A 13,936-nucleotide genomic window follows, 5' to 3' on the forward strand; every position below is an offset into this window, starting at 1 on the left:
GTAAGCCTCCTTTAGCCTGGGTATAATTGTAACGTGCAAATTTAGCATTCGTCAAAGTTTTGAAACATTGACCAATTTTTGCTAATGTAAACAAAGAGGTGAGTAATTTGATAGTTAATAAAGAACAATGGAAGTCCATTCCACTACTGCATGTATATGATGAAACGATGGATGAGCAAACACCGGTCGTTATTTTTCTTCATGGGTTTTTGAGCGCAAAGGAACATAATTTACATTACGCTTATCAGTTTGTGCAGCAAGGTGTACGCGTTATACTACCGGATGCATTATTGCATGGTGAGCGCTCGAATCAATTGACGGAAGATCAGATGAACTTTAACTTCTGGAAAATTGTATTAAAGTCGGTGGAAGAAGTACATACTATTTATGAAGAATTGAAGCTGAAAAACTTAGCTGGGAGCAAAGTTGGGATTGCCGGCACTTCAATGGGCGGAATCGTCACATCAGGCTGTTTAGCAATCTATCCATGGATTGAAACGGCAGGTATTTGCATGGGAACGACAAGCTATACGAAACTGGCTCTTCATCAAGTAGAGGAATTAAAGCAAAAGGGCGTAACCTTCCCATTGTCTGAAGAACAGCAAACTGGTCTGATTCAAATGCTGCAAAAATTCGATATGGAACTGCATGAGGATCTATGGGCAAACAAACCAATTATTTTCTGGCATGGTGAGCGCGATACGGTCGTTCCTTATCATATGAGCCGAGATTATGTTGAACAACTAGAAAAAGAAAAAAAAGCAAAACATATTACTTATTTGGCAGAACAAAAAGCAGGCCATGCCGTATCGAGAAATGGGATTTTGCAAGTCACGCAATTTATGGCGCAATGTTTGGCATAAACCATACGTTCTGCTATGATTAACAATAACACCATGGCGAAAGGGGAAATTTAAAAATGGCAATTGATCACGATATGAAAGAAAGTATGTTAGGTGCATTGGAAAACGTAATTGACCCTGAGTTAGGCATTGATATCGTCAACTTAGGTTTAGTATATGAAGTGGATTTAACAGACGAGGGCTTAGCAATTGTTACAATGACATTAACATCAATGGGCTGTCCGCTTGCTCCGGTAATTGTTGACCAAGTAACAACTGCACTTAGTGAATTACCGGAAGTAAAAGAAGTAAAAGTTGACATCGTTTGGCAACCGGCATGGTCTAAAGACAATATGTCCCGTTATGCAAAAATGGCATTAGGTATTCGTTAATAAAAGTAAATAAATCAGTAGAAATTCGGTCATTTTGCATAAAGGCAAAGTGATCGATTTTTTTTACGAACATATATGCGAAGGAATCCGGGTGTAATTATTTGTTGTTTGACCAATTTTGACTTATAATTGAATTAATCAAAAAAGGTCAAACTAAATGAAAGGGTGCACTGTATGCAATTTAATCAAACTCAAGATAATCGTCCGCCATTAGAACAATTTGGACGTAATTTAATTGAACAAGTAAAAAAAGGTAAGATGGATCCGGTTATCGGACGAGATGAAGAAATCCGAAACGTCATTCGTATTCTGTCACGTAAAACAAAAAACAATCCGGTCCTCATCGGTGAACCAGGTGTTGGTAAAACAGCAATCGTCGAAGGATTGGCACAGCGTATCGTGAGACGGGATGTACCTGAAGGATTGAAAGATGCGGAGCTTTATGAACTGGATATGAGTGCGCTCATTGCCGGGGCATCGTATCGCGGACAGTTTGAAGAGCGACTGAAATCTGTATTAAAACAAGTGAAAGAATCAGAAGGACGCATCATTTTATTCATCGATGAGATTCATACAATTGTCGGTGCAGGGAAAACGGACGGAGCAATGGATGCAGGAAATATGCTGAAACCAATGCTTGCACGCGGTGAACTGCATTGTATTGGAGCAACAACATTGGACGAGTACCGCATGTATATCGAAAAAGATCCTGCATTGGAACGCCGCTTCCAGCAAGTAATGGTGCGGGAACCTTCTATTGAAGATACGGTATCCATTTTACGCGGTATAAAAGATCGATTTGAAGAACATCATCGTGGCGTACGCATTCATGACCGCGCAATTATTGCAGCGGCCCAGCTGGCAAACCGCTATATTACAGACCGCTTTTTACCGGATAAGGCGATTGATCTCGTTGATGAGGCATGTGCAATGATCCGTATTGAAATCGATTCAATGCCACAGGAACTGGATCAGTTAACGCGCCGTCTTACACAGCTTAAAATTGAGCAGCAGGCTTTGAAAAAAGAAAAAGATGACGCGAGCAAAAAGCGCCTTGAAATAATTACTGATGAAATTGATACATTGGAAACTTCGATTAAATTGATGAAAGAACAGTGGGAGCTTGAAAAAAACGGCTTGCAAATCGTGCGCGATAAAAAAGATGAACTGAAAAAAATGGAGGCCGAACGCGATGACTTATTTATTTCAGGCAATAATTTAGCGCGGGCAAGTGAGCTCCAATACAGTAAAATTCCACAGCTTGAAAAGGAAATCTCCGAGCTGGAACAGCAGCTGAAACAGTCGGAAGGTAACCGCATGCTGCGTGAAGAAGTGACGGAAGAGGAAATTGCTAAAATCATTTCACGCTGGACAGGTATTCCGGTAACGAAGCTTGTTGAAGGTGAACGCGAAAAGCTGCTCCGTTTAAAAGATACGCTGCATGAACGGGTAGTCGGTCAGGACGATGCGGTAACTTATGTAACAGAAGCAGTATGGCGTGCACGTTCAGGTATTAAAGACCCGAATAAACCGATCGGAAGCTTCCTGTTCCTAGGGCCAACTGGTGTCGGAAAAACCGAATTGGCAAAAGCATTGGCCGCACAATTATTCGATTCAGAAGATCATTTCATCCGAATTGATATGAGCGAGTATATGGAGAAACATTCTGTGTCACGACTCGTCGGAGCACCTCCAGGCTATATTGGCTATGAAGAAGGCGGTCAGCTGACAGAAGCGGTACGCCGCAACCCGTATTCCGTTGTACTCTTGGATGAAATCGAGAAGGCGCATCCGGATGTCGCGAATATTTTACTGCAAGTGCTGGATGATGGCCGCATTACTGATAGCCAAGGACGGATCGTCAACTTTACGAATACCGTCATTATTTTGACATCGAATATCGGCTCGCAGTTTTTACTGGAAGGATCAGAAGAATCAGAACAGCTTGTCCAAACGGCATTACGCCAACACTTTAAGCCAGAGCTGCTAAACCGTATGGATGATATTATTATGTTCCATGCCTTATCGAACGAGCACTTCCATAAGATTGCTTGGAAATATGTAAAGCAGCTTCAAGACAGAGTTGCCGAACAGGAAATTACATTGTCTGTGGATGCTGAAGTGGTCGACTGGATTGTGAAGCATGGGATCGATCCGCAATTCGGTGCACGTCCATTAAAACGCTTTGTCCAACGCCATTTAGAGACGATTGTTGCTCGTGAATTGTTAAAAGGAGAAGTCGCAGCAGGTGGAACATTGTCAATTGCATTGGAAAATGAAGAGCTGGTTATAAATTCAAATTAAGGGTGAAGAAAGGGGCTGGGACAGAAGTAGAAATTTCATAAGCTAAGGAGAAAAACCTTATTAAGAAACGGATATTTTATAAAATTGATTGGAATGGAGGGCGACTCCTGCGGGAATAGCGTGACGCCTGAGACTACAGGCTCAGGCCACGCCCGCGGAAAGCGTCCCGAAATGGAAATCAATTTTTGGGTTATGTCCCACCCTCTTTTTTGTATGCGAGGGATATGTATATATAATTGAGTAAAAGTGAAAAGTCATATCAATTCTCGGATAAATGTATTGTGCGACCAAAACATTCGGAGAAATTAATATGACTCAACTTAATCTTAGAAGAAATTGAAGCAGCTATGTCCTAATGTGCTAATAAGGCTGACTGAAGTTCTAATAAAAATGAAGAAGTTCTAATAAAAGCCGGAAGTTCTAATATAAATGTCGGTTGTTCTAATAAGAGGTCCTACTGTTCAAATAAACAAGCCAACTTTTCTAATATCAAGTATGTAACTTCTAATATTGTATAGAAGCGTTCTAATAAAAAATGAGGTTGATAAGCGCCGTAACAAATAGGGCAGTAAATAACAAGGGGCTGTCCAGTAATTTTACCGGACAGCCCCTTGTTATCTATTAATGATGCTCTGCTTCTGCTTCTGGAGTTGATTCGTTTGGAATGATTGCAGCGATAATAATAACTAATACGCTGAATACTAATGATACGATTACGCCATTCATGAAGTTAAAATCTACACTTAATACAGAACTTACTACATAGTTTAGCATTGAAACTAATAAGAATGACCAAAAGAACGTAATGATATATTGCATCAAATTCACCTCATTGAACTTATTTATAACGTTATTGTGAAATTACATCTTCAATATCATACCACAAGCCTTCATGAAATTAAAAGGGCGAATCAAATTATTCTTCAAGTTGTCATAAATGCCTGTTTTTATCGCTTTTTTAAGTAGTAATTAACAGGAAAATAGAGAAGATTAGCTCGAATTTGTTTCGTTAACAATGTTCGTTTTTAACAATTGTTTCATTAAAAAATTTAAACGTAATAAACGTCCATCCGCATTTCAATTTCTCTACGATGTTTCTCAGTTATTATAGCCAATTTAATGGGGAGAAAAACAAGAATAAATGTCCAATTCCTCGTTTTCCAGAAATTTTAATTGTGTTCAAAATAATTATGCTCTATAATTAGTACCAACTACTAATAATTAGTTATATTTTTTGATTCACGAGAAAACAAGGGGGCTATTATATGAATGCCGGTATTATAGGGATGGGGAAATATGTTCCGGAAAAAGCTATACCAAATAAGGATTTTGAAAATGTTTTAGATACATCAGATGAGTGGATTCGTTCTCGTACAGGTATTGAAAACCGTTTTATCGCTGAGAATGAAGAAACATCGGATTTAGCATATAAAGCAGCAGTGCAAGCGATTGAAAACGCAGGTATTACGCCAGATCAAATCGGTTTAATCGTAGTGGCAACCGTTACACAGGATCAGAATTTCCCGAGTGTAGCTTGTCAGATTCAAGAGCGACTTGGAATATCGGGATGTGGCGCAATGGATGTGTCCGCTGCATGCTCAGGATTTATTTATGGAACGGCTATTGCTAAACAATTTATTGAGAGTAATAGTTATGAATATGTGTTAGTAGTAGGTGTTGAAAAACTGTCGAAAATTGTGGATTGGGATGATCGCAACACGGCTGTCCTTTTTGGAGATGGTGCAAGTGCGGCCGTTCTCGGAAAAGTTTCGGAAGGGCGCGGTATTCTGGCTTTCGAACTAGGAGCTGACGGAACAGGCGGAAAGCATCTTTATTTAAATCCTAAAAATCACATTGCGATGAATGGTCGTGAAGTATTTAAATTTGCGGTTCGTCAAATGGGCGAATCGGCTGTAAATGTCATTGAAAAGGCAGGCATGACAAAGGAAGATGTCGATTATTTAGTGCCGCATCAGGCAAACATCCGCATTATGGAAGCCGCAAGAGAGCGTCTTGACTTGCCAGAGGAAAAAATGTCGAAAACAATCCAAAAATACGGCAATACATCTGCTGCTTCAATCGGAATTTCGATTGTAGAAGATTTGGAGTCTGGTAAAATCAAAGATGATGATATCGTTGTTTTAGTCGGTTTCGGCGGTGGGCTTACATGGGGAGCGCTCGCATTAAAGTGGGGTAAATAAAAACTTGGGCTCCTGGGGGAATGGTACAATATTTTTCCCTTTGGAAAGCGTTCGACTGAAATGGAAATTAACCTTTAAATAGAGGAAAGAACTTAACTTAGAAAAGGGTGTTAAATAATGGAGAAAAGAAGAGTTGTTGTTACAGGAATCGGTGCAGTTACGCCAGTAGGAAACAGTGCAGAGCAAGCCTGGGAAAATGTAATTGCAGGCAAGTCTGGTATTGGACCATTAACACGAATTGATACGAGTAAGTTTACTGTGTCTGTAGCGGCAGAAGTAAAAGACTTTAATATAGAAGAATATATTGAAAAGAAGGAAGCACGCAAAATGGACCGCTTTACACATTATGCGATCGCTGCTTCAATGATGGCTGCAAAAGATGCCAACTTGACTATTTCAGAGGAAATGGCGCCACGCGTAGGTGTATGGATCGGGTCAGGAATCGGCGGAATGGAAACGCATGAGCAGCAGTTTTTAACTTTCCAGGAACGCGGTGTTCGACGTGTAAGCCCGTTTTTCGTACCAATGATGATTCCAGATATGGCTTCAGGTCAAGTATCGATTTATCTTGGGGCAAAAGGGGTCAACTCTTGTTCCGTAACGGCTTGTGCATCGGGAACTAACTCGATTGGTGACGCGTTTAAAGTAATTGAACGTGGAGACGCTGATGTGATGATTACGGGTGGAGCAGAGGCGCCGATCGTAACAATGGCGGTTGCAGGCTTCAGTGCAAACACAGCGTTATCGTTAAATCCGGACACGGCTACTGCATCACGTCCATTTGATAAAAACCGTGACGGCTTCGTTATAGGTGAAGGTGCAGGGATTTTAATTTTAGAAGAATATGAACATGCGAAAGCGCGCGGTGCTAAAATTTACGGAGAAGTCGTTGGTTATGGTTCAACAGGGGATGCCCACCATATTACAGCACCGGCTCCAAACGGTGAAGGTGCAGCACGTGCGATGCAAATGGCGATCGATGATGCACAAGTATCTCCTGACCGCGTTGGTTATATTAATGCCCACGGTACGAGTACACCATATAATGACTTATTTGAAACACAGGCAGTCAAAACTGTTTTTGGTGACCATGCCTATAAATTGGCGATGAGTTCAACGAAAAGTATGACAGGCCATTTATTAGGTGCAGCAGGCGGGATTGAGGCAATCTTTACGGTACTTGCATTGAAGGAAGGTATTTTGCCGCCGACAATGAATTTACAGGATCCGGATCCGGAATGTGACCTGGACTATGTACCAAATGCCGCACGAAAAGCGGAAGTTGAATATGCGTTAAGCAATTCACTGGGCTTTGGCGGACATAATGCTTGTTTATTATTCAAAAAATATACAGATTAATAAATGACAAAAAACGAACGTGCTTCTTCTATCGCACGTTCGTTTTTCGTATAGTTGTACGAAGGATGGTGTTTTGACACGCTTCGTACTATTTTTATTTTTTTATGGGCTCAGTGTCATGTCGATCAGTAATATGATTCTATACTTGAATTACCGCACGCTCGGCTATTCATGGCATGCTGTATTACTGTACATTGTACATGGAGCAGAGTTGTATCTGCTGATTGTTGCTATTGGTGGGATGATTAGCGTCGTTTACGGCCTAAGCCCATCGCGTTCTCCATTTTCTTGAGTGTTTTAGAGGCAATGGCATTCGCTTTTACTGCACCCTCATCCAAAATTTCATCAAGTTCCGGTGAGTCAATCAGTGCATAATAGCGTTCTTGAATTGGTGTTAAATGGTCAATAACAGCCTGCGCTACTCCAGCTTTAAAATCACCATAGCCTTTGCCTTCATACTTTGCTTCTAAATCTGCAATCGCTGTACCGGATAGTGCAGATTCAATAATAAGCAAGTTCGATACACCCGGTTTGTTTTCAATATCAAATTTAACGATTCCCTCAGAATCTGTTACAGCGGATTTGATTTTCTTTTCGATTTCTTTTGCTGTATCAAGCAGGCGAATCGTAGCTTTTGAATTTGTATCGGATTTTGACATTTTTTTCGTTGGCTCCTGCAATGACTTGATACGAGCGCCTTCTTTCGGCAATTGAATATCAGGAATCGTTAATACATCATTGTAGCGCTTATTGAAACGTTCAGCTAAATCGCGTGTTAATTCAATATGCTGCTTTTGGTCTTCACCAACTGGTACGATGTCTGTATTGTACAGAAGGATATCGGCAGCCATCAACGGCGGGTATGTTAAAAGTGCGGCAGAAACGGATTCTTTACCTGTCGATTTGTCTTTAAACTGTGTCATGCGCTCTAATTCTCCGATTGAAGCGACACATTGAAGCATCCAGCCTGCTTGGGCATGGGCAGGGACTTCTGACTGAATAAATAAAATCGATTTTTTCGGATCAATGCCACATGCGATATACATTGCTGCCAATGAGCGAATATTTTTTCGTAACTCAAGGCGGTCCTGTGGCACAGTAATTGCGTGCTGATCCACGATGCAATAAATTGCGTTGTTGTTTTCCTGTAAAGCGGGGAATTGTTTAATCGCACCGATATAATTCCCTAAAGTAATTGTTCCTGTTGGTTGTACACCTGAAAAGATGGTTTTCATTGGGTGTTCCTCCTTAAAAATCAAATGAAAATAAAAAAACATCATGCGTCCTCTATTCGAAAATAGAAGGGACGAATGATGTTAAAATCCGCGGTACCACCCAGCTTGCCTCAATTGGCCACTTTACTTCGTAACGTGAAGGCGACGAGCTGGACTACTAATAGAAACGTTCATCAAGCTAACTCGGAAGTCCATTCCATTTAACGAATGATCTGTTTGCACCAACCACAGACTCTCTAGGCATTCAAATTAAATGTACTACTCTTCGTCATCGTTTTTCATAATCTTGAATGGATTATAACGTAAGTATTGAAAAGAAAGCAATTGTTTTATTTAAAGAAATAGGAATAAAACAAAGCGAAAATGGAAATAGTAGTAAATAGATAATTATATTTTAAGAAATGGCATGATATTATCTGACTTTTTTCTCAATTACAATTTAATAAATGAGAAAAAACTTTAAAAATCAGTACGTTTTATTTTACTATTTTATGGGTAAATTTTAATATGGCGCAAAATTCTAGAAAGTGTGCTTATTAGAGAGAAATACGTAATAAAATTTATTACGTAAGTTGAATTATTTGTTGACATTGTATATTCAAACATGGGTTATTCATGTATAATGGGAACAGAATCTTAAATTAAATTAATTCTAAATTGAGTTTTATTTATACATTTGTGCTTCTTCATAAAAGGAAGCAACATCTAGCAATTGAATTGAAATCAATTAGAGAGGGAGTGAGCCAATGTTAGTAACATTATTTACTTCACCAAGTTGTACTTCATGTCGAAAAGCAAAAGCATGGTTAGAGGAACATGATATCCCATATACAGAACGCAACATTTTTTCCGAGCCACTTACAATTAGTGAAATCAAAGAGATTTTACGAATGACAGAAGATGGTACCGATGAAATTATCTCGACGCGTTCGAAAATTTTCCAAAAGTTGAATGTTGATGTTGAAACATTGCCATTACAGCGATTATATGAGCTTATTCAGGAATATCCAGGATTATTACGCCGTCCGATTATTTTAGATGAAAAACGTCTGCAAGTCGGTTATAACGAAGATGAAATTCGTCGATTCCTGCCTCGTAAAGTACGAGCATACCAGTTGCAAGAAGCCCAACGCATGGTTAACTAAATAGACCGCTCATGATGTTACGGATGCATATTGTGCAATTGTAGCATCTTTTTTTTATTTTAGAACATATTAGAAAGACACCTTAATTACTTGATTTAAATGGAGTGGTGCAATACAATTTCAATTATTCAAATAATTTATGCTGAATAATGTTTTTCCTTTTCATTTTAATCGATTCCATCATACAATAGAGTTATAGATACTTCTAATATTTAAAAGTATCTCAGTTCCGATGCAATAGAACGCCATATTGTATGCCACTTGGAAATAAAGCGACGTTCTATACAATGACTGTGAAGGGGGTTGAGGTCTAATGGACATCGAACGCATTAATGAAAATACGCTAAAATTATTTATTACGTATAGTGATATCGAGGACCGCGGTTATACTCGCGAAGAAATATGGTACAATCGCGCAAAAGGTGAAGAGCTTTTCTGGGATATCATTGGTGAAATAAATACAGATGATTATTTCGATTTAGATGGTCCAATTTGGATTCATATTAACGCTTCAGAAAGTGGATTGGAAGTCGTTGTTACACGCGCGTCTGTAGGTAATGACTCCGAAACTTCTTCAATGACAGGCAACTTTGAAGATGACCTTCATATATCAGATCAATTAAATGAAATGGAAGAATCGATCTTCAATGCGATTGGCAAAGCTGCAAAAGAAGAAGAACAATCGCTTGAAAATGCCCGATTCCGATTTAAAGATATTGACGAACTAGTACCTCTTGCAAAACGCGCAGCACCATTAGGAATAGAGTCTGTGTTGTATAAATGGGAAGATTATTACTATTTATATGTAGATTTAAAAGATTTGGAAAGCGAGGAAGCGAGAAATATCATCGCTTTATGTACTGAGTATTTAGCTGCTTCCAAAATTACAGCGCACCGACTTGAAGAGTACGGGGAAACAATCATTGCTGAAGACTGCTTCGAAACAATCATTACGTATTTTGATTAGGACAGCAGAGTACGAAAGCCACCTGATTTCAGGTGGCTTTTTTGTGTTTGTGCTGAGGGATATCTGGTTGAGGGAAGTAGAATATAGAGGGGCAAAAGTAGAATAATGGTTGAGGAAACTGGAATATAGTGCGTGTGAAGCAGAACAGAGCATCGAGAAAGTAGAACCTTGTGACGGAAAAGTGGAAAGTTCGTCTATAAAAGGGAACGGCAATCAATAAAAGTAGAAATCCTTTGAAAAAACCAGTTTCCAATAGTTACTATTTATAAGTTGAAATTGGATGTTCAGTTCATTAAGATGGATAAAAAAGGGGGGAGAGAATGCTGGTCGCTTTGACGAAACAACAGCAATTATTCTATTTAATGTCGAAACTGCCGCCGGATGAGTTACAAAGATTAAAAAAGCAGCAATCCTTTTTTTGTCCTCTATGTAAAGAACAGCTTCTGTTAAAGGCTGGTCAAATAAAAATCCCGCACTTTGCCCATCAAAAAAATAGTGAATGCGATTCTTTGTTTTCAGAAGGGGAATCTGCCGCGCATCTCCTCGGGAAACAACACCTCTTTCAACTTTTTACAAGCCTTCAGCTACGTCCCGTTCTTGAACCGTATTTACCCCAGCTTCAACAAAGACCAGATCTTCTCATCGCATTTAATGATCGCCAATATGCTATTGAGTTTCAATGCAGCCCAATCGCGCATCCATCTTTTCAACTGCGTACAACCGGCTATTTAAATGCTGAAATCACACCGATCTGGATATTGCACACTCCCGAAAAATTCAAAAGTCCCGGTATCGTAAAAATTTCAATTAATCATACAAACGCGCAGTTTATGAAACAGTATAAAAAGCAGAAATACCTCATCACCTACGATGAGAAAAGTAAAACTTTCTACTATATAAGCAATTTAATCCATCTTCATAAATTGCAGTATTTCACTGTCGTTAAGCCATTGCCCCTCAGCCAACAACGTTTTCCGCTTTTAGTTCCAGAGAAAATATCGAAATCACAATTTCATCTGCTTCTAAAAAAACACAGGAGTTATCGGGAGTACTATATCCGTCACCGTCTACTATTGAGTAAAAAAGGGGTTAACGATCGATTTTTTCGAGCCATTTATGAATTAAGGCTAATTATGACGAATTTACCGATTTTTTTAGGGATTCCTGTCTGCAATACGCATGCTTTTAACCGATTCTGTATAGAATGGCAAGTAGGGCTTTTTCATTTTATGAACGCCCATGCGCTCACACCTAAAACGATGAATGTGAAAGCGATTCCTTACTTTTTCAAATGGAGTCAATTGGAGCTGACGAATGAGCGGAAAACAGCGGTGGAACATTATTTAACAATTTTAAGACATCTTAAAATTGAGCAACTGGATGAAAATATAGCCGAAGAACAACTTTTTAATGTTCTATACGACGAATTGGTTGCAATTGGATGTTGAAATTGTTTAAATAGATTTATAATTTCGAATATCGGAATAGTAGGAGGCAAATAAATGGCAAAGCAAATTTTAACGCGTGAAGAAGTACCGGAGCAATTAACATGGGATTTAACATCAATCTTTGAATCGGATGAAGCGTGGGAAGCTGAACTGAAGGAAGTTGAGCAATTATCAAAACAAGCTTCAAATTATAAAGGAAAAGTAGCGGATAGTGCGGAAAGCTTATACAACACTTTACAATTTAGCGATGCATTATATGAGCGTTTACACAAATTGTACGTATATTCACATTTAAAACATGACCAGGATACTACGAACAGTAAATATCAGGATCTGGATGGTCGTGTGCGTTCTGTTCTTACAAACGTAGGGGCAGCGTGGTCATTTATTACGCCTGAAATTTTAGCTTTGGATGAAGCAACATTAAACAGCTATGTGGAAAGCTATGAACCACTTTCATTATATGAACAAAGCTTAAAAGAACTTAACTTAGGCCGTCCTCATATCCTATCAGCTGAAAAAGAAGAATTACTTGCACAATTTTCGGAAGTGACATCGACAGCCGGCAAAACGTTCAGCGCATTAAACAATGCTGATTTAGAATTCCCGAAAATTAAAGGGGAAGACGGCGAAGAAGTACAAATTACGCACGGTAACTACATTACAATGCTTGAAAGCGACAATCGCGAAGTACGCGAGGCAGCATTTAAAGCCGTTTACAAAACTTACGGTCAATATAAAAATACATTTGCGACTACATTAGCGGGTAATGTAAAGGCACATAATGCAAATGCAAAAGTTCGTAATTACAATTCTGCTCGTCATGCAGCACTTAGCAATAACTTCATTCCTGAAAAAGTGTATGACCAGCTTGTTTCAACAATCCATGATTACTTACCGGCATTACACCGTTATGTAGAGCTTCGCAAAAAAGTCCTTGGTGTAGATGAGCTGCATATGTACGATTTATTTACGCCGCTTGTTAAAGAAGTCAAAATGGAAGTAACATATGACGAAGCGAAGAAAACGATGGTAGAAAGCTTCGCGCCACTTGGTAAAGAATATCAGGAAATCGTCGAAAAAGGTTTGCAAAGCCGTTGGGTAGACGTGCTAGAAAACAAAGGGAAACGCAGCGGTGCCTATTCTTCGGGAACGTTCGGTACAAATCCGTATGTCTTAATGAACTGGCAAAATAATGTGAATAACCTTTATACATTGGCACATGAATTCGGCCACTCGATGCACAGTTATTATTCACGTGCCAACCAGCCATATCAATATTCAGATTACTCGATTTTCGTTGCAGAAGTAGCTTCAACATGTAACGAAGAACTATTATTTGATCACTTAATGAAAACATTAGATGATGATAAGCAGAAAATCTATTTATTAAATCAATGGCTGGATGGTTTCCGCGGTACGGTATTCCGTCAAACAATGTTCGCTGAGTTTGAGCATATGATTCATGAATTGGATGCAAAAGGCGAATCGATTACATCGGAAAAATTAACATCGATTTATTACGATCTAAACAAACAATACTTTGGTGATGCAATGACAGTTGACGAGGAAATTGGTCTGGAATGGGCACGTATTCCACACTTCTACTACAACTATTACGTATATCAATATGCAACAGGTCAATCAGCGGCAACAGCATTATCTAAACAAATTTTAGAAGAAGGCGAACCGGCAGTTGAGCGTTATATTAATAACTTCCTAAAAGCAGGCTGCTCGGACTTCCCAATCGAAGTATTAAAAGCTGCGGGTGTAGATATGGAATCTCCGGAACCGATTGCATTGGCATGTCAAGTATTCGAAGAGAAGCTAGAAGAGCTTGAAAAATTATTATTAAATAATTAATAGTTTGTGAAAACGCATCTGTTTCAGGTGCGTTTTTTGCTTGAAAAAATGGAAATTTACTTATTTGATAATGAATTTGATGGAAAAACATTGTAGTTGATATTTAGGGGGAAGTGTTGGGAAATGTTGATATATCGGCGTTTGAAGCGGGGAGTTGACTACAGATTTATGACATTTAGT

The 13,936-nt window shown here is 39.1% G+C and carries 11 protein-coding genes and 1 other annotated feature; of the genes, 9 read left to right on the top strand and 2 right to left on the bottom strand.

The window, feature by feature from the left end; genetic code table 11:
- The first annotated feature begins 98 nt into the window (after nucleotides 1–98).
- From MHH44_RS04455 to MHH44_RS04465, 3 genes are all read left to right on the top strand, one after another.
- On the top strand, nucleotides 99–863 hold the full coding sequence (locus MHH44_RS04455; protein WP_340797931.1) for a prolyl oligopeptidase family serine peptidase: 765 nt from the start codon (nucleotides 99–101) through the stop codon (nucleotides 861–863).
- Between the two features lie 62 nt (nucleotides 864–925).
- Nucleotides 926–1,234 (top strand): metal-sulfur cluster assembly factor, encoded by a 309-nt coding sequence (locus tag MHH44_RS04460; protein WP_039966323.1) that lies wholly within the window; start codon nucleotides 926–928, stop codon nucleotides 1,232–1,234.
- 174 nt (nucleotides 1,235–1,408) lie between these two features.
- Nucleotides 1,409–3,538, top strand: coding sequence for an ATP-dependent Clp protease ATP-binding subunit (locus MHH44_RS04465; RefSeq protein ID WP_340797932.1), 2,130 nt, complete (start codon nucleotides 1,409–1,411; stop codon nucleotides 3,536–3,538).
- Between the two features lie 621 nt (nucleotides 3,539–4,159).
- Here the strand turns inward: MHH44_RS04465 and MHH44_RS04470 are convergent.
- Nucleotides 4,160–4,357: a YjzD family protein gene (locus MHH44_RS04470; RefSeq protein ID WP_008403579.1), complete on the bottom strand. Its 198-nt coding sequence runs from the start codon at nucleotides 4,355–4,357 to the stop codon at nucleotides 4,160–4,162.
- 446 nt (nucleotides 4,358–4,803) lie between these two features.
- On the opposite strand from MHH44_RS04470, the gene MHH44_RS04475 reads away from it, so the two are divergent.
- Nucleotides 4,804–5,739 (top strand): beta-ketoacyl-ACP synthase III, encoded by a 936-nt coding sequence (locus MHH44_RS04475; RefSeq protein WP_008403578.1) that lies wholly within the window; start codon nucleotides 4,804–4,806, stop codon nucleotides 5,737–5,739.
- Between the two features lie 117 nt (nucleotides 5,740–5,856).
- Nucleotides 5,857–7,098, top strand: coding sequence for a beta-ketoacyl-ACP synthase II (fabF, locus tag MHH44_RS04480; protein WP_065216517.1), 1,242 nt, complete (start codon nucleotides 5,857–5,859; stop codon nucleotides 7,096–7,098).
- Nucleotides 7,099–7,343: 245 nt separating this feature from the next.
- Here fabF and trpS read toward each other — a convergent pair whose 3' ends face one another.
- Nucleotides 7,344–8,333, bottom strand: coding sequence for a tryptophan--tRNA ligase (gene trpS, locus MHH44_RS04485; RefSeq protein ID WP_014824616.1), 990 nt, complete (start codon nucleotides 8,331–8,333; stop codon nucleotides 7,344–7,346).
- Nucleotides 8,334–8,397: 64 nt separating this feature from the next.
- Nucleotides 8,398–8,614 (bottom strand) — a binding site (T-box leader).
- A gap of 465 nt (nucleotides 8,615–9,079) precedes the next feature.
- Here trpS and spxA point away from each other — a divergent pair.
- The 4 genes from spxA (at nucleotide 9,080) to pepF (ending at nucleotide 13,756) form a co-directional block, all read left to right on the top strand.
- Entirely contained in the window at nucleotides 9,080–9,478 is a 399-nt protein-coding gene (spxA, locus tag MHH44_RS04490; protein ID WP_008403575.1) for a transcriptional regulator SpxA, read from the top strand.
- Between the two features lie 313 nt (nucleotides 9,479–9,791).
- Nucleotides 9,792–10,445, top strand: a complete 654-nt coding sequence (gene mecA, locus MHH44_RS04495; protein ID WP_008403574.1) for an adaptor protein MecA — start codon at nucleotides 9,792–9,794, stop codon at nucleotides 10,443–10,445.
- Nucleotides 10,446–10,765: 320 nt separating this feature from the next.
- Nucleotides 10,766–11,893, top strand: coding sequence for a competence protein CoiA (locus tag MHH44_RS04500; RefSeq protein WP_340797933.1), 1,128 nt, complete (start codon nucleotides 10,766–10,768; stop codon nucleotides 11,891–11,893).
- A 54-nt stretch (nucleotides 11,894–11,947) separates the two neighbouring features.
- Nucleotides 11,948–13,756: an oligoendopeptidase F gene (gene pepF, locus MHH44_RS04505; protein ID WP_340797934.1), complete on the top strand. Its 1,809-nt coding sequence runs from the start codon at nucleotides 11,948–11,950 to the stop codon at nucleotides 13,754–13,756.
- The last annotated feature ends 180 nt before the right edge of the window (nucleotides 13,757–13,936 follow it).

This window comes from Solibacillus sp. FSL K6-1126, from assembly GCF_038003445.1.
In the GTDB taxonomy this organism is placed as follows: domain Bacteria; phylum Bacillota; class Bacilli; order Bacillales_A; family Planococcaceae; genus Solibacillus; species Solibacillus silvestris.

What these genes read in the sequence shown, in the direction of transcription:
- mecA (WP_008403574.1), top strand. Translation starts at nt 9,792, where the DNA reads ATGGACATCGAACGCATTAATGAAAATACGCTAAAATTATTTATTACG.
- MHH44_RS04500 (WP_340797933.1), top strand. Translation starts at nt 10,766, where the DNA reads ATGCTGGTCGCTTTGACGAAACAACAGCAATTATTCTATTTAATGTCG.
- trpS (WP_014824616.1), bottom strand. Translation starts at nt 8,333, where the DNA reads ATGAAAACCATCTTTTCAGGTGTACAACCAACAGGAACAATTACTTTA.
- MHH44_RS04475 (WP_008403578.1), top strand. Translation starts at nt 4,804, where the DNA reads ATGAATGCCGGTATTATAGGGATGGGGAAATATGTTCCGGAAAAAGCT.
- pepF (WP_340797934.1), top strand. Translation starts at nt 11,948, where the DNA reads ATGGCAAAGCAAATTTTAACGCGTGAAGAAGTACCGGAGCAATTAACA.
- MHH44_RS04465 (WP_340797932.1), top strand. Translation starts at nt 1,409, where the DNA reads ATGCAATTTAATCAAACTCAAGATAATCGTCCGCCATTAGAACAATTT.
- MHH44_RS04470 (WP_008403579.1), bottom strand. Translation starts at nt 4,357, where the DNA reads ATGCAATATATCATTACGTTCTTTTGGTCATTCTTATTAGTTTCAATG.
- fabF (WP_065216517.1), top strand. Translation starts at nt 5,857, where the DNA reads ATGGAGAAAAGAAGAGTTGTTGTTACAGGAATCGGTGCAGTTACGCCA.
- spxA (WP_008403575.1), top strand. Translation starts at nt 9,080, where the DNA reads ATGTTAGTAACATTATTTACTTCACCAAGTTGTACTTCATGTCGAAAA.